Origin of the sequence: Flavobacterium sp. 9AF (assembly GCF_902506265.1) — a bacterium.
Classification (GTDB): Bacteria; Bacteroidota; Bacteroidia; order Flavobacteriales; family Flavobacteriaceae; genus Flavobacterium.
This window is the reverse complement of record NZ_LR733556.1, coordinates 839,104-856,708: the sequence shown is the minus strand read 5'-3', so window position 1 is coordinate 856,708 and position 17,605 is coordinate 839,104. Positions and strand designations below refer to the sequence as shown.

Annotated in this window: 20 protein-coding genes; 12 read left to right on the top strand and 8 right to left on the bottom strand. The window is 30.2% G+C overall.

Annotated features, from left to right (window positions below; translation table 11 throughout):
• Window positions 1-2: 2 nt before the first annotated feature.
• Both HALO113_RS04035 and HALO113_RS04030 read right to left on the bottom strand, forming a co-directional pair.
• Window positions 3-341, bottom strand: a complete 339-nt coding sequence (locus HALO113_RS04035) for a PadR family transcriptional regulator (RefSeq protein WP_159777804.1) — start codon at window positions 339-341, stop codon at window positions 3-5.
• A 104-nt stretch (window positions 342-445) separates the two neighbouring features.
• Window positions 446-901 carry a DUF4870 domain-containing protein gene (locus HALO113_RS04030; protein WP_159777803.1) on the bottom strand — a complete coding sequence of 152 codons (456 nt, stop codon included), beginning with the start codon at window positions 899-901 and terminating at the stop codon, window positions 446-448.
• A 187-nt stretch (window positions 902-1,088) separates the two neighbouring features.
• On the opposite strand from HALO113_RS04030, the gene HALO113_RS04025 reads away from it, so the two are divergent.
• The 11 genes from HALO113_RS04025 to HALO113_RS03975 all read left to right on the top strand — a co-directional run bounded on the left by HALO113_RS04025 (window position 1,089) and on the right by HALO113_RS03975 (window position 10,646).
• A complete protein-coding gene (locus tag HALO113_RS04025) occupies window positions 1,089-1,544 on the top strand; it encodes a DUF4442 domain-containing protein (RefSeq protein WP_159777802.1) in 456 nt (151 codons plus the stop codon).
• Window positions 1,545-1,632: 88 nt separating this feature from the next.
• Window positions 1,633-2,541, top strand: a complete 909-nt coding sequence (locus HALO113_RS04020) for a TIGR01777 family oxidoreductase (RefSeq protein ID WP_159777801.1) — start codon at window positions 1,633-1,635, stop codon at window positions 2,539-2,541.
• A 217-nt stretch (window positions 2,542-2,758) separates the two neighbouring features.
• Window positions 2,759-3,292: a nucleotide exchange factor GrpE gene (locus HALO113_RS04015; RefSeq protein WP_159777800.1), complete on the top strand. Its 534-nt coding sequence runs from the start codon at window positions 2,759-2,761 to the stop codon at window positions 3,290-3,292.
• A gap of 64 nt (window positions 3,293-3,356) precedes the next feature.
• Window positions 3,357-4,472 carry a molecular chaperone DnaJ gene (dnaJ, locus tag HALO113_RS04010; protein ID WP_159777799.1) on the top strand — a complete coding sequence of 372 codons (1,116 nt, stop codon included), beginning with the start codon at window positions 3,357-3,359 and terminating at the stop codon, window positions 4,470-4,472.
• 153 nt (window positions 4,473-4,625) lie between these two features.
• Window positions 4,626-5,123, top strand: coding sequence for a hypothetical protein (locus HALO113_RS04005; protein WP_159777798.1), 498 nt, complete (start codon window positions 4,626-4,628; stop codon window positions 5,121-5,123).
• A 10-nt stretch (window positions 5,124-5,133) separates the two neighbouring features.
• Entirely contained in the window at window positions 5,134-6,057 is a 924-nt protein-coding gene (locus HALO113_RS04000) for an ABC transporter ATP-binding protein (RefSeq protein ID WP_159777797.1), read from the top strand.
• 26 nt (window positions 6,058-6,083) lie between these two features.
• Window positions 6,084-7,391 (top strand): ABC transporter permease, encoded by a 1,308-nt coding sequence (locus tag HALO113_RS03995; RefSeq protein ID WP_159777796.1) that lies wholly within the window; start codon window positions 6,084-6,086, stop codon window positions 7,389-7,391.
• Between the two features lie 3 nt (window positions 7,392-7,394).
• Window positions 7,395-7,784 carry a hypothetical protein gene (locus HALO113_RS03990; protein ID WP_159777795.1) on the top strand — a complete coding sequence of 130 codons (390 nt, stop codon included), beginning with the start codon at window positions 7,395-7,397 and terminating at the stop codon, window positions 7,782-7,784.
• Window position 7,785: 1 nt separating this feature from the next.
• Window positions 7,786-8,613, top strand: coding sequence for a mechanosensitive ion channel family protein (locus HALO113_RS03985; protein ID WP_159777794.1), 828 nt, complete (start codon window positions 7,786-7,788; stop codon window positions 8,611-8,613).
• A 204-nt stretch (window positions 8,614-8,817) separates the two neighbouring features.
• Entirely contained in the window at window positions 8,818-9,981 is a 1,164-nt protein-coding gene (locus HALO113_RS03980; RefSeq protein ID WP_159777793.1) for a sigma-54 dependent transcriptional regulator, read from the top strand.
• Between the two features lie 50 nt (window positions 9,982-10,031).
• Window positions 10,032-10,646 (top strand): DEAD/DEAH box helicase, encoded by a 615-nt coding sequence (locus HALO113_RS03975; RefSeq protein ID WP_159777792.1) that lies wholly within the window; start codon window positions 10,032-10,034, stop codon window positions 10,644-10,646.
• A 70-nt stretch (window positions 10,647-10,716) separates the two neighbouring features.
• On the opposite strand, the gene HALO113_RS03970 is transcribed toward HALO113_RS03975, so the two are convergent.
• Together HALO113_RS03970 and HALO113_RS03965 are read right to left on the bottom strand one after the other, a co-directional pair.
• Window positions 10,717-11,376, bottom strand: coding sequence for a YceI family protein (locus HALO113_RS03970; RefSeq protein WP_159777791.1), 660 nt, complete (start codon window positions 11,374-11,376; stop codon window positions 10,717-10,719).
• A gap of 93 nt (window positions 11,377-11,469) precedes the next feature.
• On the bottom strand, window positions 11,470-12,714 hold the full coding sequence (locus HALO113_RS03965; RefSeq protein WP_236554585.1) for an MFS transporter: 1,245 nt from the start codon (window positions 12,712-12,714) through the stop codon (window positions 11,470-11,472).
• Window positions 12,715-12,935: 221 nt separating this feature from the next.
• On the opposite strand from HALO113_RS03965, the gene HALO113_RS03960 reads away from it, so the two are divergent.
• Entirely contained in the window at window positions 12,936-14,570 is a 1,635-nt protein-coding gene (locus HALO113_RS03960; protein WP_159777789.1) for an ABC-F family ATP-binding cassette domain-containing protein, read from the top strand.
• Between the two features lie 101 nt (window positions 14,571-14,671).
• Here the strand turns inward: HALO113_RS03960 and HALO113_RS03955 are convergent, their stop codons facing one another.
• From HALO113_RS03955 to HALO113_RS03940, 4 genes are read right to left on the bottom strand one after another with little or no spacing between them, the layout of a single operon-like run.
• Window positions 14,672-15,124 (bottom strand): heme-binding domain-containing protein, encoded by a 453-nt coding sequence (locus HALO113_RS03955; protein WP_159777788.1) that lies wholly within the window; start codon window positions 15,122-15,124, stop codon window positions 14,672-14,674.
• A 44-nt stretch (window positions 15,125-15,168) separates the two neighbouring features.
• Complete coding sequence (locus tag HALO113_RS03950; protein WP_159777787.1) at window positions 15,169-15,516, bottom strand: hypothetical protein; 348 nt, start codon at window positions 15,514-15,516, stop codon at window positions 15,169-15,171.
• Entirely contained in the window at window positions 15,506-16,684 is a 1,179-nt protein-coding gene (locus tag HALO113_RS03945; RefSeq protein WP_159777786.1) for a hypothetical protein, read from the bottom strand. The genes HALO113_RS03950 and HALO113_RS03945 overlap by 11 nt, the downstream gene beginning before the upstream one ends.
• 2 nt (window positions 16,685-16,686) lie before the next feature.
• Window positions 16,687-17,604 carry a hypothetical protein gene (locus HALO113_RS03940; protein ID WP_159777785.1) on the bottom strand — a complete coding sequence of 306 codons (918 nt, stop codon included), beginning with the start codon at window positions 17,602-17,604 and terminating at the stop codon, window positions 16,687-16,689.
• Window position 17,605: the final 1 nt, after the last annotated feature.

The following is a 17,605-nucleotide window of genomic DNA, read 5'->3' as shown; positions in this document are numbered from 1 at the left end:
GATTATTGTTTTTGGCTAGGTTGTGTTATGATATTCACTGCATCAGATAATTCTGTCCAAGTGCTGTTTAATTCGCTTAAAAATTCTTGACCCAATTCGGTTAAACCATAATATTTTCTTGGTGGACCAGAAGTAGATTCTTCCCAACGATAATTAAGTAAACCATCGTTTTTTAATCTAGTTAATAAAGGGTAAACTGTACCTTCTACTACTAGTAGTTTTGCATTTTTTAGTGTTTCTAGAATTTCAGAAGTATATGCATCATTTTCTTTTAATACGGAAAGGATACAGAACTCTAAAACACCTTTTCTCATTTGAGCTTTTGTGTTTTCAATATTCATAATGCTTTTGTTTTTTAATTAAACTGTTCATTTTTTGATTTTTTTTGAATTGTTAAATTCAATTGATTGATTGATTGATTGATTGATTGATTTGATGATTGAAACTATTTAATGAATTTAATGGTCAAAGGATAATTGTAATATTCGCCATTTGCACTTTTAAATGAAGCATATATAATTAGAAAGAATTCACTTAATTTTAAAAAAAGGGCTATGGTTAAAGCCACTAATCCTAAAATGACCATACCTGTAATATTTTGTGTTGTGATAATTTCTTTAACCGTTACATGATGTCCATTTATTTCTAATTTTTCAATTAGTGTAATAAACCAAAATAAGCAAGTAGGTACAGCTATAATAATTGCAATTAAGCTATATAACAACATACTCAATTGAAAATTTAAAGCTTGTTTTCCGTTAAAATCTACAAATGCAGATTTATCTTTTTTAGAAGACCACAAAACTAGTGGTATAATATAATTTCCTAAAGGAATAATGTATTGACTTAAAGTGCTTAAGTGAATTAATGAACCTATACTTTTTTCGTTAGATGTTTCCATAATTTTTTGGTTTTGATGATTGATGATTAAAAGAACTATTTAATAGCTATTAATTTCTTATACAAAGATAAGTCTAAAAACTAGTATTATGTTACGCATAGTACTTATTTTTAACAAAAAATTAACATTTAACAAAATAGTATGAATGCATAGTATTTTTTGTATTTTTACAAAAAATTAAAAAATTATGAAATTTACACCTTCAAAATTAAATGCTTTTATGTTTTTTAAACTTCCATCAGCTTATTGGTGTGGTGTGAGAGTAAAAAATATTAGTCAAGAAGAATGTTCAGTTACTGTAAAACATAGATGGTTTAACCAAAACCCTTTTAAATCGATGTATTTTGCAGTTCAAGCCATGGCAGCAGAGTTTACTACAGGAGCATTGGTAATGTATCAAATAAAAGAAAGTGGTGCTAATATTTCTATGTTAGTAGCAAATAATAAAGCTACTTTTACCAAAAAGGCTACAGGAAGAATTACTTTTACATGTAAACAAGGTGATAATATAAAAGAAACAATTCAAAAGGCTGTCCAAACAAAAGAAGGTCAAACTATATGGGTTACTTCCATTGGAACAAATGAGAAAGGAGAACAAGTTTCGGAAATGTTGTTTGAATGGACTATAAAAGTAAGAAATTAATAAGCTCAATTATCTACAGTTGTTAAGGTTAGTTAATAAATACTATTCTACCATTTATACTTTGTATTTTTGTTAAAAAGAGATAAGTATGAAAGTTTTGATTACGGGTGCAACAGGTTTAATAGGAAAGGAATTAACAAACTTATTACTTCAAAATGGAGTAAGTGTGCATTATTTGTCCACTTCTAAGTCTAAACTAGTTGATGAAAGAAATTATAAAGGTTTTTATTGGAATCCATATAAAGGAGAAATTGATAAAAATGCTTTTGAAGACGTAGATGTTATATATCATTTAGCAGGGGCATCGGTTTCTGAGCGTTGGACAAAAAGTTATAAAGAAGAAATTATAAATAGTAGAGTTCTTTCTACTCGGTTATTATTTCAAACTTTACAAAAAAATTACAATCAAATACAACAAATTATATCCGCATCGGCCGTTGGGATTTACCCTAGCAGTTATGATAAAGTTTATAAAGAAGATGAAGAGGGAGTAGATGAATCTTTTTTAGGTGATGTGGTTTTAAAATGGGAAGAAGAAGTAGATCAATTTAAAAGACTTTCAATCAGAGTTTCTAAAATTAGAACTGGAATTGTTTTAGCCAAAGAAGGAGGTGCGCTACAAAAAATGGTTACACCTATTAAGTATGGTTTAGGAGCTGCATTTGGTAATGGAAAACAATATCAATCTTGGATTCATAATCATGATTTAGCTAGTTTGTATTATTTCATTATGTTGCATAGATTAGAAGGTGTTTATAATGCAGTTTCTCCCTATCCAGTTTCTAATGAAGGATTAACAAAGGCAATTGTTAAAACCTTAGATGTGCCTTATTTTATGCCTAATATACCTGGATTTATTTTGAAATTAATGTTAGGAGAAATGCACCAAATTTTATTATCAAGTCAAAATGTGAGTGCCAGAAAAATTCTAGAAAAAGGGTTTCAATTCAAATTTGCTTCTTTAGAAAAAGCACTGCAAAATCTTTTAAAAAAATAATTTTTTTATAAAGATTTCATTTCTGTTAAGTTGTCTTATTCTTTTAACTATTCTTTATGGTTTAAATAAAAGGTATTTACTAATTAAATATTCGATAAAATACCTTTTACTTAAAAGAAATAGTTATACAATATAATGACAATTTGACATTTTTTATTTTTTGGCAGTACATTTGCTTACTATTGTAAATAAAATTTATCTAAAAGAAAAATAGATTATGAGTCAGGATAATACTGAAAATATCGAAAAAGAAAGCGTAGAAAAGGAGACTGTTCAAGAAGAAAATACTTCCGTACAATTAACGGTTGAAGAGCAACTTCAAGAAGATTTAGCAAAAGAAAAAGATAAATTTTTGCGTCTATTTGCTGAGTTTGAAAACTTTAAAAAAAGGACTGCAAAAGAACGAATTGATTTATTTAAAACGGCAAATCAAGAAGTACTTCAATCGATGTTGCCAGTTTTGGATGACTTTGATAGAGCTTGGGAACAAATTTCAAAATCTGAAGACGAAGCTTTAGTTAAAGGTGTAGAATTAATTCATGAAAAACTGAAAACTACTTTAATTTCAAAAGGATTAGAAATAGTAGATATTAAAGCAGGTGACGATTTTAATGCAGATTTTGCTGAAGCAATTACTCAAATTCCAGCTCCTACAGAGGACTTAAAAGGGAAAATAGTAGATGTAATAGAAAAAGGATATAAATTAGGAGACAAAATCATCCGTTTTCCTAAAGTAGTTATTGGTAATTAACAACCCTTTTTAGAACTTTTTTTATTATAGATTAAGTTTTATAATTAGGAATTTTAGAAATTTTATGAAAAAAGATTTTTACGAAATATTAGGAATAAGTAAAGGTGCATCGGCTGAAGAAATTAAAAAAGCTTACCGAAAAAAAGCAATTCAATACCATCCAGACAAAAATCCAGGTGACAAAACTGCAGAAGAAAATTTTAAATTAGCTGCAGAAGCTTATGAAGTGCTTAGCGATCCTGACAAAAAAGCACGTTACGATCAATATGGCCATGCTGCTTTTGATGGTGCTGGAGGATTTGGTGGAGGTCACATGAATATGGATGATATTTTTAGTCAATTTGGAGATATTTTCGGAAGTGCATTTGGTGGTGGCTTTGGTAGTGGCTTTGGCGGTGGTGGCCAAAGAAGAGTTAAAGGAAGCAATTTAAGAATTAAAGTAAAATTAACTCTTGAGGACATTGTTAATGGTGTAGAGAAAAAAGTAAAAGTAAAAAGGAAAGTTCAAGCAAAAGGGGTTACTTACAAAACTTGTTCTACTTGTAATGGAAGTGGGCAAATTATGCGAGTTACAAATACTATTCTAGGCAGAATGCAAACAGCATCCACGTGTACTACTTGTGGAGGTTCTGGTCAAATTTTAGACTCAAAACCATCTGGAGCAGATGCTCATGGAATGATTATGGAAGACGATACAGTTTCAATTAAAATTCCAGCAGGAGTGGTAGATGGAATGCAATTAAAAGTTTCTAATAAAGGAAATGAAGCTCCAGGAAATAATAGTTTACCTGGCGATTTAATTGTTGCTATTGAAGAAATTGAACATGAGTTCTTGAAAAGGGAAGGTGAAAATCTTCATTATGATTTATATATTAGTTTCCCTGAGGCAGCTCTTGGTATCTCTAAAGAAATTGAAGCTGTTGGAGGAAAAGTAAGAATAAAATTAGAAGATGGTATTCAATCGGGTAAAATTTTAAGATTAAAAGGTAAGGGTATTCCAAGTTTAAATGGATATGGAAATGGAGACTTGTTAGTTCATGTTAATGTTTGGACACCTAAATCTTTAAATAAAGAGCAAAAGGCATTTTTTGAAAATATGTTACACGATGAAAATTTCAAACCTTCGCCTCAAAAAACGGATAAATCTTTTTTTGAAAAAGTAAAAGATATGTTTTCATAATTAAATAAAAATATATACATTTGGAATTCACTTTCTTATAGGAAGTGAATTTTTCTTTTTCATAGCAATTTTTCCCATCCTTCGTAAAAAAGGGATGGGTTTTTTGTAACAATCCTAGATTTTTTCTACTAATTGATTGTATAAAAGTATTAAATGGAATATTTAGTTACTACAGAAGGTTTTAAGAAATATAATCTTATACTTAATAACTCTATTTTAGCCAAAATGAATTATATCGGGTGGTTAAATTCAACCCATCCAAGTTTTGATATTAATAATAAAAAAAACTACCTGCTTGATAAACCAAGTATGTGGAAATCTAATTTTAAAATAGTAAGTTTTAACCAAGTTATTCTAGAATTTAACTTTAGATGGAACGGAAATATTACTATTAAATGGAATGATAATAATCATGTTAAAATCGTAACATTAAGATTGCAAAGTATCTGGAAATCAAATTATGTTTTATATAATGAAACCGGTAACGAAATTTTAATTATTAAATGTAAATACGATTGGAAAACTTGGAAATCTAATTATACAATCACGGAAAGTACTAATTTAATTAGTAATCATAAAGAAGTTTTATATCTTAGCTTAATACATTGTATTATCACTTTAAAAAATATGGCAGCTGCTGCTAGTGCTTAATAAAAAATATATGAATTCAATTCTAGAAGTTTCAAATGTTGTCAAACAATACGGCAACTATACTGCTTTAAATAATGTTTCTCTGAATGTCCCATCTGGAAGTATTTATGGTCTGTTAGGACCAAATGGTGCTGGGAAAACTACACTTATTAGAATTATCAATCAAATTACCATGCCCGATTCTGGAAAAGTGTTTTTAGATGGTAAACCACTACAACCTGAACATGTTAAATACATTGGATATTTACCAGAAGAAAGAGGTTTGTATAAAACCATGAAAGTAGGCGAGCAATGTTTATATTTAGCTCAATTGAAAGGCTTATCTCAACAAGAAGCGAAAAAACAATTGAAATACTGGTTTGAAAAGTTTGGTATAGAAGATTGGTGGAACAAAAAAATTCAAGAATTATCTAAAGGAATGGCGCAAAAGATACAATTTGTAGTAACTGTTTTGCATCAACCAAAATTGCTAATTCTCGACGAACCTTTCTCGGGTTTTGATCCTGTAAATGCAAATTTAATTAAAGATGAAATTATTGAGTTAAATAAAAAGGGGACTTCTATAATTTTTTCAACCCATAGAATGGAAAGTGTTGAAGAAATGTGTAATTATATTGCTTTAATTCATAAATCCAATAAATTAATAGAAGGTAAACTTAATGATGTAAAACAACAATATAGAAGTAATACATTTCAAATAGGTATTTTAACTAATAATATAGAAGGGTTAATGTATCAATTAACACAAAAATTCGAAGTGGGACAAACTCATTTTAAGTCATTAAATGATGATATTCAACTAGAAATTAAAATAGGAAATCATACTTCTAATGATTTATTAGCAGTATTAACCAGTTTTGGTCAAGTAACACATTTTGTTGAAAAAATCCCAAGTGTTAATGATATTTTTATTCAAACCGTCTCAAAACAATAAATTTAACTCACTAAACTAAGAACAAAATGAACAAATTATTCTTAATTATAAAAAGGGAATTCATTGCAAAAGTGAGAAACAAATCATTTATTGTAATGACTTTTTTAAGCCCAATGTTATTTGTAGGGATTGCTGTATTAGTTGGTTATCTATCTACAATGAATAAAGATAAAGCAACAGAAATAGCTATTCATGATGAAAGCGGTTTTATAAAATCTAATTTTAAAAATAATAAAGATTTTCATTATACTGATATCTCTAAAATGCCTTTTAAAATTGCCAAGGATTCGGCAGCAAAAAATTATGAAGGGCTATTATACATACCAAAAGTAGATTCCATTCAATCGATTAAAGATAAAGTTGAATACATTTCAGAAAACAGTGCTAGTATAAGTTTTATTAGTCAGGTAGAAAAAATAGTAGATTCGGTTTTAACTTCTGACGAATTAAAGAGAAGAGGTTTAGATGAAAAAAGAATTGAAGAAGCTAAAATAGATTCCACACTTAAGTTGTCTAAGTTTTCTGGAGAAGAAAGCTTAAAAGGATTAAATGAGATTAAAATCGCTATAGGTGGTCTAATGGGATATTTAATCATGATGTTTATTGTTATTTATGGAAACTTTGTGATGCGAAGTGTGATCGAAGAAAAAACAAATCGAATTATCGAAATTATCATTTCATCTGTGAAACCTTTCCAATTAATGATGGGAAAAATCATAGGGAATTCACTAGCTGGAATTTTACAATTTTTAATTTGGATTATTGTAGGACTATTATTGGCTTTCGTAGCACAAACTTTTTTTGGTTTACAATTAGGCTCCACAGCTTCTCTTTCTCCAGAAATGATGCAAGCCGCTGAACAATCCTCTGGAATGCTGAAATTTCAATCTTATGTAACAGAAATCGTTAATCTACCTTTAGCATTAATGTTAGTATGCTTTATACTTTATTTTATAGGAGGTTACTTTTTGTATAGTTCATTATATGCTGCTATTGGTGCAGCAGTAGATTCAGAAACTGATTCACAACAGTTTTTATTACCTATTATTCTTCCTTTAATTTTAGGTGTTTATATCGGTTTTTTTACAGTTATTAATGATCCTCATGGTACCATTGCAACCGTTTTTTCCATCATTCCGTTTACGTCACCTATTGTAATGTTAATGCGAATTCCTTTTGGTGTGCCATGGTGGCAATTAGTTTTGTCAATAGTTATTTTGTTTGGAACTTTTACATTTGTAGTATGGTTTGCAGCTAAAATCTATCGCGTAGGTATTTTAATGTATGGTAAAAAACCTACTTGGAAAGAAATGTTGAAATGGATAAAATATTAAAAAATGTTAAAAAGAATTATTGTATTAGCCACGATTATTGTTGTTAGTTATTCTTGCATTGGTTACTATCCAAAAGAAATTTTTACACCTCTTCAAGATGAAACGATAAACTGTACTACTAAAGATACTATTGTAGATTTGTATTTTGAAGGAGAACCCATTAATTTTGAATATGAAAAAATTGGACTAATTGAAGTTCATGGTGCTAATTTGGATAATGATAAAGATGTAATCTTATTGTTAAAAAAAATGGCTATTGAAAAATGTTGTAATGCTATAATAGGAATTAAAAAAGGAAATACCGTTCGTGAATCGGGTTTAGTTTTTGTTGAAAAGCATGAATACACCTATAATTCAACAACCTATTTCGGAGTAGGGGTTAGAAAAAAATAAAATGTTTGAAACTTTTAAAGAAATAATAAATTTTAAACTTATCGATACAGATTCCATAGATATTACTATAGGAACTGTTGCATTATTGTTAATTGTCTTACTAATTACAAGTTTGCTTTTAAAATTAGTTCGAATAATCGTAACTAAAAAATTGCCCTTAGAAGACAAAAATAGATTTATAGGTTTCTTTCAATTCATTAGATATATCGTTTTTATTTTTGCGGTCATTTTTGCTTTAGATGTATCGGGAGTAAATATGAGCGTACTTTTAACAGCTTCTGCAGCTTTATTAGTAGGTTTAGGTTTTGCCTTGCAACAATTATTTCAGGATATCATTTCTGGTGTATTAATTATTTTAGACCAATCTTTACACGTGGGAGATATAGTTGAGGTAGATGATAAAGTGGGTAAAGTTTTAGAAATTAAATTACGAACTACAAGAGTGGTTACCAGAAATGATCGAGTAATGGTTATCCCTAACCATAAATTTATGATGGATACACTGTTTAACTGGACTCAAAATAGTTTTACAAATCGAGAACAAGTAGATGTAGGAGTCGCTTATGGAAGCGATGTGGAATTAGTTCGTACACTATTGTTGCAATGTGCTCAAAACGCAGATAATGTATTAAATGAACCAGAACCTCTTGTTTTATTTGAAGATTTTGGAGATTCATCACTCAATTTTTCACTTTATTTTTATGTGTCAGATGGCATGCAAAGTCCCAAAATTAAAAGCGATTTACGATTTAGAATTGAAGCAATTTTTAGACAAAACAATATAATTATACCGTTTCCACAAAGAGATATTAGAATTATTAAAGAATAGAAACGAATGGCTTGGGACAATTTGTTTTTGTAATTCCTGCTATTCATTTCAATCTGTTATTGCCAGCTAAAAATCAATTAAAGATATTTCAATAGGGCAATAACAGGATTTACATTCCTATCAGGGTTAAAAAAGGAAATGTTTGGATTTTTGCTTAACTTTGAAGCCAATAGAAGAAAATAAGTTACTAATTATAACAACAATATGCCAAAAATATTAGTTATTGAAGACGAAGCAGCTATCAGAAGGGTATTAGTAAAAATACTTGCAGAAGAAAATGATAGCTATCAAGTGGAAGAAGCGGAAGATGGAGTGCAAGGAACAGAGAAAATAAAAAATGACGATTACGATTTAGTACTTTGCGATATTAAAATGCCAAAAATGGATGGAGTAGAAGTATTAGAAGCTGTAAAAAAAATAAAGCCAGAAATTCCAATGGTTATGATTTCAGGGCATGGTGATTTGGAGACGGCTGTAAATACCATGCGTTTAGGCGCTTTTGATTATATTTCTAAACCACCTGATTTAAACCGATTATTAAATACAGTTCGAAATGCTTTAGACAAAAAGAAATTAGTAGTCGAAAATAAAATTCTAAAGAAGAAGGTTAGCAAGAACTACGAAATGATAGGTCAAAGTGAAGCTATCAACCATATTCGTACCATGATTGATAAGGTAGCACCCACAGATGCACGTGTTTTAATTACCGGACCTAATGGTACAGGAAAAGAATTAGTAGCACATCAATTACATGAAAAAAGTGAACGATCAAACCAGCCCATTATTGAAGTAAATTGTGCCGCTATTCCATCTGAGTTGATTGAAAGTGAGTTGTTTGGGCATGTTAAAGGTGCTTTTACTTCTGCAGTAAAAGATAGAGCGGGTAAATTTGAAGCGGCTAATGGGGGAACTATTTTCTTAGATGAAATTGGTGACATGAGCTTACCGGCACAAGCGAAAGTACTTAGAGCTTTACAAGAGAATTTAATTCAAAGAGTTGGAGCTGATAAAGATATAAAAGTAGATGTGCGTGTGGTTGCAGCTACTAATAAAAATCTAAAAAAAGAAATAGAAGAAGGGCGTTTTAGAGAGGATTTATACCATCGTTTAGCTGTCATTCTAATAAAGGTACCCGCATTAAATGATAGAAGAGACGACATACCTGAGTTATTAGAGCATTTCGCAAATAAAATAGCGCAAGAACAAGGAAATAGTGTTAAAAGTTTTTCTAAATCGGCTGTTAAATTATTGCAAGAATACGATTGGACAGGAAACATTAGAGAATTAAGAAATGTGGTAGAGCGATTAATTATTTTGGGAGGAAACGAAATTTCGGAACAAGATGTCAAACTATTTGCTAGTAAATAATTTTGGTAAAAGCTAAAATATAAAAGTCCTTTTACCCAAACTAAATGATAATGAATTTAAAAAAGATAAATATTAATCTGCAAAAAGCCTTAATTGAGAATGGTTTTACCGAAGCAACAGAATTGCAAGAAGAAACTTTTTCCTACATTAAAAGTGGTGTAGATGCAGTAATTCAAGGGAATAAAAATTCAGGAAAAACCACAGCATTAATTTTAAATATAATTCATAAGCTGAAAGAACCTTTTGAAGAATCACCTAGAGCTTTAATTATGGTGGAAGATAAACCACAAGTTTTAGCTTTATACGAATTGTTTGAACAACTTAATAAATACAATAAATTACGCCTATATTATACACATGATAAAACGGATTTTGATGATGACAAAAATCAAATTTCATTGGGGATTGATGTATTAATTGGGACACCTAATCGTTTAAACGAAATGTTCTCAGGAGCTGGATTTAATGTTAATAAATTGCAAATTATCGCTTTTGATGATGTAGATGTATTGCTTAGAAATCGTTATGAAAATAAAATATTGCGTTTGCTTGGAAGTATTGAAAAAGGTCAACGCTTGTATTTTTGTTCTCAAATTACGGAAAGGGTAGAAGCGGTAGCTTTAAACGATGAAGAACGTGAACCAATTTTCTTGGAAATGGAATAGCTAAAAATGAATAGAAATAGTAAAGCCAAGCATTTGCTTGGCTTTTTTCTATACTACTGTTGTATCCTAATTATTCAAATTGAACCGAACCGCTTATCGCTACTTCACTCCAAGTCTTACTTACACCATCTGCTCCTTTGTGTAATTCAAAACAAGCTTTATTAATAGCTTGTATTGCCGCTTGTCCACCAAAATCATCTAAATTAATAGAGGTTGCTATGGCAAATTTCTTATTTTCAAAAGTATAAGGAACTTCTAATTGTTTGGTTACATCATTTAAAGTTAAAGTTAGTAAACATTTACCATCTCTAAAATTAAAAGCACCGCCAATCATTTCGGTATTTTTCAATGCCGCGAAGAAAATAGTTTTTAATTTTGCATCTCTATCTTCATTATTGGTAAACAAACTACTCACAGGAATAGAGAAGGATGCTCCTTCTAAAACGCTTTCAGGAGTAGTACCATTTTGAGTGTTTTTCAATTCGATTTGTTTGAAACTCCCACCAACAGCTACTTTTTCAGTAGTTTTATAAGCAGTCCAACCTACTTTTGTGGAATCTGAAATAATTTGTAAACCACTTGTTGCTTCTGTTTTTACTTCCTCTACAGGAGTTTCTTCTTGTTTATCTTCTTTTTTACAACTTGTAAAAGCTAAAGCTAAGGAAAAAGTAACTATAGCTATTTTTTTATTCATCATCTTTAATTGTTGTTTGTAAATCCTCGTTTTCATAAGTTTGATTTTGTTAAAATTCTATATCAAAGATAGGAAGAAAATTATCGTGCGACAAGATAGTCTTGTTAAACCTACATTAAAAAGTGTTACTTATTTAAAGAGCCCTTGTTTATACGTTAGAATAGTAATGAAAATGCCTAAAACACCTACAGTTGCAAAAGAATATTGTAAGGATGTAGCTTCAGCAATATACCCTATTAAAGGTGGACCAATTAAGAAACCGAGGAAACTAATGCTGGAAATAATGGTCAAGGCTGTTTCTGTGGCAACCGATTTGATTTTTCCAGTCTCATTAAAAACAATCGGAACGACATTGGATACACCAAAACCTACTAGCATAAAGGCTATTGTACAAGGTATTAAATAGGGGAATAAAACCGCAAGGTATAAACCTGTTGTAATAACAACTCCACTGGAAAGAATAACTTTTCTCGGACCATATTTACTTACTAAAACATCACTTAAAAAGCGACCTGTTGCCATGGTAATCATAAAACTGGTATAGCCTAATGTAACCAAAGCGCCTGGAGCATTAACAATATCTTTAAAATAGACACCGCTCCAATCAAACATAATACCTTCACTAGCCATACAACAGAAACTAATGACTCCTAGCCAAACTAATATCTTTTCTGGAAATTGAAAAAATCGCTTTTTCTCGGTAACTTTTGTTTTCTTTATTTTGGTTTTTACCAAATAGTTTGCATTTAGTACAACCAATATCATCACAAAAACAAAAGCCAAAATAAAATGTATAAATGGAGAAAGATTAAGATAAATAACCCCTAAAGAAACCAATGCACCACAAAAACCAGCCAAACTCCAAGAGCCATGAAAAAAGCCCATCACTGGTTTTTCAAATAGTTGTTGGGTAACCACTCCTTGTGTGTTACTGGCAATGTTACAAACATTACCAGAAATTCCAAATAAAAAAAGTGCTAAGGCTAATTGCCAACTCGTATTTGCCAATCCTAAAAAGATTAAGAATAAAGCATATAAAAGCGTGCCATAAATGGTAACGGCATTACTGCCAAATTTGCTTACAATTCTACCTGAAAATGGCATGGCAACTAATTGTCCAATTGGAAGAAAGAAAAGAATAGTGCCTAGTTCCGCTTCATTTAATTGTAAGGTGTTTTTTAAATCTGGAATTCTACTTGCCCAAGTCGCAAAACAAAAACCTTTTCCAAAGAAAAATAAAGCCATTGCAATCTTAATGCGTAATAAATAATCAGTTTTTGCCTTGGTGTAAGATTTTTTAATTTTAGCTTTTGGCAAAATTTTAGAAAGAAAACTATAATCGATTAATGGCATACCTTTATTTTTGTGATACAAAATTAAACTATTTTGTTTTCTAAGGTTTTCATCAAAGCATTTTTATGTTAGGAATTGAATTATTACTAAAAAATTAAGAATCAAATTATCAACTTGTATTTTTAATTCTATTTTTCATTTTTCTGAATTGGGTTATTCGTTTTATACTCTATATTTGCACCTTCAAAAATTATAGTTACTTGTCTTTTGACTTTTAACTTTCGACTTTTAACTTTTTTATAATGATTACAGTAAATGACATCGCGGTAGAATTTGGTGGAACCACACTTTTTAGTGAAGTAACTTTTGCCATTAATGAAACCGACAAAATAGCATTAATGGGTAAGAATGGAGCCGGTAAATCCACTTTATTAAAAATTGTTGCTGGAGAAAATAAACCGACTAGAGGAGCTATTTCTGCTCCCAAAGAAACGGTTATTGCATATTTGCCGCAGCATTTATTAACTGATGATCAATGTACGGTTAGAGAAGAAACTTCGAAGGCTTTTGCTGAAATTTTTAAAATGAAGGCAGAAATCGATGACATCAATGAGCAGTTAACCATTCGTACCGATTACGAAAGTGACGCGTACATGAAGTTAATTGAAAAGGTTTCCGAACTTTCTGAGAAATTTTATGCTATTGAAGAAGTCAATTATGAAGCTGAGGTTGAAAAAGTTTTAAAAGGGTTAGGTTTTGCTAGAGAAGATTTCGACAGACCTACAAGTGAATTTTCTGGAGGTTGGAGAATGCGTATTGAACTTGCAAAAATTCTATTGAGAAAACCGGATTTAATTTTATTAGATGAGCCTACAAATCATTTGGATATGGATAGTATTCAATGGTTGGAAGACTTTTTGGTAAACCAAGCCAAAGCGGTTATGGTAATTTCACACGATAGAGCTTTTGTGGACAATATTACGAACCGTACTATTGAAGTAACCATGGGGCGTATTTATGATTATAAAGCGAAATATTCGCATTATTTAGAATTACGAAAAGACCGTCGTGCACACCAACAAAAAGCATACGAAGAACAACAAAAATTTATTGCTGAGAATCAGGCTTTTATTGAGCGTTTTAGAGGGACTTTTTCTAAAACAGAACAAGTACAATCGCGTGTGCGTATGCTAGAAAAACTAGTTTTAGTAGAAGTAGACGAAGTGGATAATTCTGCTTTAAAGTTGAAGTTCCCACCTTCGGTACGTTCGGGTCAATATCCTGTTGTGGTAAAAGATTTGCACAAAAGTTATGGCGATAAAGTGATCTTTAAAGATGCGAATATTGTAATCGAAAGAGGTCAAAAAGTAGCTTTTGTGGGTAAAAATGGTGAAGGAAAATCGACCATGATCAAAGCCATAATGAAAGAGATAGGTATAGATAGTGGTAGTGTGGAAATTGGTCATAACGCTCAAATTGGATATTTTGCTCAAAATCAAGCGGCTTTATTAGATGGAGAAGCTACTATTTTTGAAACCATTGATCGCATTGCAGTGGGTGACATTCGTACCCAAATTAAAAATATTTTAGGCGCTTTTATGTTCCAAGGTGACGATATTCAAAAGAAAGTAAAAGTGCTTTCTGGAGGAGAAAAAACACGTTTGGCTATGATTAAATTGTTGTTAGAACCGGTAAACTTATTAATCTTGGATGAGCCTTCTAACCATTTGGATATGAAAACCAAAGATATTATCAAAGATGCGTTACGTGATTTTGACGGAACTTTAATTCTAGTTTCCCACGATCGTGATTTCTTAGATGGTTTGGCTACGAAAGTATTTGAATTTGGAAATAAAAGAGTAAAAGAACATTTTGAAGATTTGAAAGGCTTCTTGGAAATCAAAAAAATGGATTCTTTAAAAGAGATAGAGAAGTAATTTTAAATAAGTAAGATTTTCTTGCTTCACCTATTTAAAAATAAAAAAACATCAAGAATTTTCTTGATGTTTTTTTATTCTATTCCTAAAAATGCCCCTATTTATTGAGTTCTTATAGTGTTCTCAATTTCTTTAAAATAGGCAATAAGTGTAGCTTGTTCTGCTTCTGTTAAAACAGCGTCTTTATGAATCAGGGTATAGCTCGAAAGTGGCATTTCACCTTTTTCAATAAGTTCATATGATTCTTCTAGTTTATGTGCTTGTTTTTTTGGAGAGTAACTTCCAAATTCAGAGAAATTTAGATGTTTTTTTCCATCATCAATATGATGCTTTAAAAACCAACCTACAGGTTGAATATTGGAATACCAAGGATATATACTTTCGTTTGAATGGCAATCGTAACAAGAAGCCTTAATTTTGGATGCGATTTCATCAGCAGGCTTGTACATCGTTATAAAATCTTGTTTTTGATCAACTGGTGGGTTTGTTTTATCAATTTGAAAGAATTGAATGACAATAAAAACCACGAGCAAGAATAAAAGTATTTTTTTCATATTATTAAATTTAGTCTAAAAGTAATAATTTTTAAGTTTTATAGCTATTTTTTTCTTTTTTTCCATTCTAAAAAACCCATAGCCGAGTTTTTTATTTCATTTTCCCACTGTTTTCCAAAGTTTGCTGTAAGATTTTCAAAAACTTGTGCATTTGCCTTTTCATATTTTTCAAAATTTGAAGGTGCTACACATCCAAAATCGTAATATTGAATATTGTATTTTTTTGAAAAGGCTAAATCTTCTTTAGTAATCGAAGAAGCAATACCACCCAAAATATAGATGGTTTTTGTTTTCGCATTAACTTCAATTTTTATTTCTTTTTGTGTTGTTTTTTCTTGGGCAAAAGTTTGCCAGTAAAAGAAAAGCAGAAAAGCAATAATTTTATAATTCATTTTTTTTAATTTTTTGAGAAACATCCGTTCCGCCCCATTCTACTAAGGTGAAACCTTTGCGTGCTGTTTTTGGTAATTTTTGTTCGGGTATCGGTTGTAATTGGTTTACACCAAAAAATTCCATATACACTCGAATGCTGGTTTCTGGTTGTGGATGCACTGTATTTACAGCAACTTCATTACAGGCGTCATTTACTAAAAAATGAATGAAATTAAATTGATTTTGCTCTAAAATGGGCAACCAAAACTGAATAAAATCATTCGTTTCCTGATGGTTTAAACCAATATGTTCCAATTTTTCAATTAAGAAGGGCGTCAAATTTTCTTTTGCAATTACAAATCCTTCATTGTATTGATAATGTGATTTTGAAAGTTCAATTTCACCGTCCCAAAATAGAGAAGTGTAAGTTCGTTTGGTTTTCGTATCATATAATTGTCCGTTTGGAGAAGCGATTACTTTCCAGTTTTCGTCATATTTAGGATAGGTAGTTTTTAATGTCCCGTTAAAATGAAATTGTACCGTAACTTCCGTTTCTTGAGTAGGATAAAGATAAAGTATCGGTTTTTTTAATAAAATAATCTCTTTTTTTGGGTTTGCTTTCAATGAAATCTTTAAGTTTTTTTGTTTTTTAATAGTGATTTTTTGAGAAATATAAGATTCTTTTTCAAAAAGTAAAATATCATTTTTATGTGTCTTTATTTTAAATTTCCCTTCAAAATCAGATGAGACTTGCTCTTTGGTGTTTAAATTAGTGATAGATACTTCTGAAATTTTCAGTTTTTCACAATCTAAGATAGTACCAGAAAGTAAAAATTCTTTTCCTGTATTTTGTAAAAATTCTGGAACATGAGATTTATAAAGTTTTCCTAATTCATTATCAGAAATGTTTTTTGTGGTAATAAGAATAACTCCATTTTGCCCTTTAGTTCCATAAATAGAAGTTGCTTTTTCATCTTTTAAAATGTCAATTTTTTCGATGTTTTCTGACTCAATTTTTTGTATGATAGAGGAATTAGCTACATGTCCATTTATGATGTATAAGGGACCAGAATTTGGACTGATTGTTCCTTGACATCTAATTTTTACGACTGTTGGTTTAGTAATGCTATCTTGTGCAAAAGATTTTCCCATTAGTAAAAATACTAGGATAGTTATAAGATGTTTCATAATTATTTTTGATTAGGTTTACCATTTTTAGTTGTAATAATAACAACACCTTCTTTTCCTTTTTTTCCATATATTTTTTCACCTTCTTCCTTATATAAAATAGTGGTTGAAATAATTTTTTGTTTATCCAATGGGTTATAAGGACTATTAGGGTTTTGTCCGAATAAAGAGGCTTCAGAATATTCTACTCCATTAATAATATACAAAGGATTGGTTAGTACATAAATAGAATCGACATTTTCTGCATCTAATGTTTTCAAATGATGTAAGCTATCCACTTTTCCATCAATAATAACTAAAGGGTTTGTTTTTTTTATCGTTTGAATCGGATTTTCATTTGCAATACCCTTGGCAGAAAAATTAGAATATTCCATTTTTCTGTTCCCAAGGGTTGCTGAATAGGAATTATATTGATAATTAGGTTGGATTGAAAGAGAATCTGTTACAGAAATAAATCCTAAAGAATTAGTGTTAGTAATAAGTTGTACTTCTTCAACTGGAAAAGAAATACTGTCTTTTTGCAAGCTTAAAAGAGGTAATGATTTTATAGGGATACTCTTTTTTTGAAAAGCTACCAAAGTGTCTTCTTTACTTTTTTTTACAGAGTCGGAAAAGAATGCCATTACTTCTTCTTTTTGGATTATTTCTTCTTTTTTTAAGGTATCCGTTAGTGTAATAGTATTTTTGTCAATTGTTTGTATAGGTTCTTTTTTATTAAGATTGAAAAGAACAGTAAAAACAATGATGATGGAAGCTGCAATACTTATTTTTTTCCAGTTGTTTTTTTCTTTTTTAAGGTTGTTGTTTTGTAATTTTTCTTCAACACGCGTCCATACTTTTTCCAAGCTAGGAAAAGTATCTGAAGGAGTATTTTCTGCAGCTTGTTGTATTTTTTTATATAATTTATCTTCTGTTCCCATG

Coding starts and splice junctions, on each gene's coding strand:
- HALO113_RS04035 (WP_159777804.1), bottom strand. CDS start 341: ATGAATATTGAAAACACAAAAGCTCAAATGAGAAAAGGTGTTTTAGAG.
- HALO113_RS04030 (WP_159777803.1), bottom strand. CDS start 901: ATGGAAACATCTAACGAAAAAAGTATAGGTTCATTAATTCACTTAAGC.
- HALO113_RS04025 (WP_159777802.1), top strand. CDS start 1,089: ATGAAATTTACACCTTCAAAATTAAATGCTTTTATGTTTTTTAAACTT.
- HALO113_RS04020 (WP_159777801.1), top strand. CDS start 1,633: ATGAAAGTTTTGATTACGGGTGCAACAGGTTTAATAGGAAAGGAATTA.
- HALO113_RS04015 (WP_159777800.1), top strand. CDS start 2,759: ATGAGTCAGGATAATACTGAAAATATCGAAAAAGAAAGCGTAGAAAAG.
- dnaJ (WP_159777799.1), top strand. CDS start 3,357: ATGAAAAAAGATTTTTACGAAATATTAGGAATAAGTAAAGGTGCATCG.
- HALO113_RS04005 (WP_159777798.1), top strand. CDS start 4,626: ATGGAATATTTAGTTACTACAGAAGGTTTTAAGAAATATAATCTTATA.
- HALO113_RS04000 (WP_159777797.1), top strand. CDS start 5,134: ATGAATTCAATTCTAGAAGTTTCAAATGTTGTCAAACAATACGGCAAC.
- HALO113_RS03995 (WP_159777796.1), top strand. CDS start 6,084: ATGAACAAATTATTCTTAATTATAAAAAGGGAATTCATTGCAAAAGTG.
- HALO113_RS03990 (WP_159777795.1), top strand. CDS start 7,395: ATGTTAAAAAGAATTATTGTATTAGCCACGATTATTGTTGTTAGTTAT.
- HALO113_RS03985 (WP_159777794.1), top strand. CDS start 7,786: ATGTTTGAAACTTTTAAAGAAATAATAAATTTTAAACTTATCGATACA.
- HALO113_RS03980 (WP_159777793.1), top strand. CDS start 8,818: ATGCCAAAAATATTAGTTATTGAAGACGAAGCAGCTATCAGAAGGGTA.
- HALO113_RS03975 (WP_159777792.1), top strand. CDS start 10,032: ATGAATTTAAAAAAGATAAATATTAATCTGCAAAAAGCCTTAATTGAG.
- HALO113_RS03970 (WP_159777791.1), bottom strand. CDS start 11,376: ATGAAAACGAGGATTTACAAACAACAATTAAAGATGATGAATAAAAAA.
- HALO113_RS03960 (WP_159777789.1), top strand. CDS start 12,936: ATGATTACAGTAAATGACATCGCGGTAGAATTTGGTGGAACCACACTT.
- HALO113_RS03955 (WP_159777788.1), bottom strand. CDS start 15,124: ATGAAAAAAATACTTTTATTCTTGCTCGTGGTTTTTATTGTCATTCAA.
- HALO113_RS03950 (WP_159777787.1), bottom strand. CDS start 15,516: ATGAATTATAAAATTATTGCTTTTCTGCTTTTCTTTTACTGGCAAACT.
- HALO113_RS03945 (WP_159777786.1), bottom strand. CDS start 16,684: ATGAAACATCTTATAACTATCCTAGTATTTTTACTAATGGGAAAATCT.
- HALO113_RS03940 (WP_159777785.1), bottom strand. CDS start 17,604: ATGGGAACAGAAGATAAATTATATAAAAAAATACAACAAGCTGCAGAA.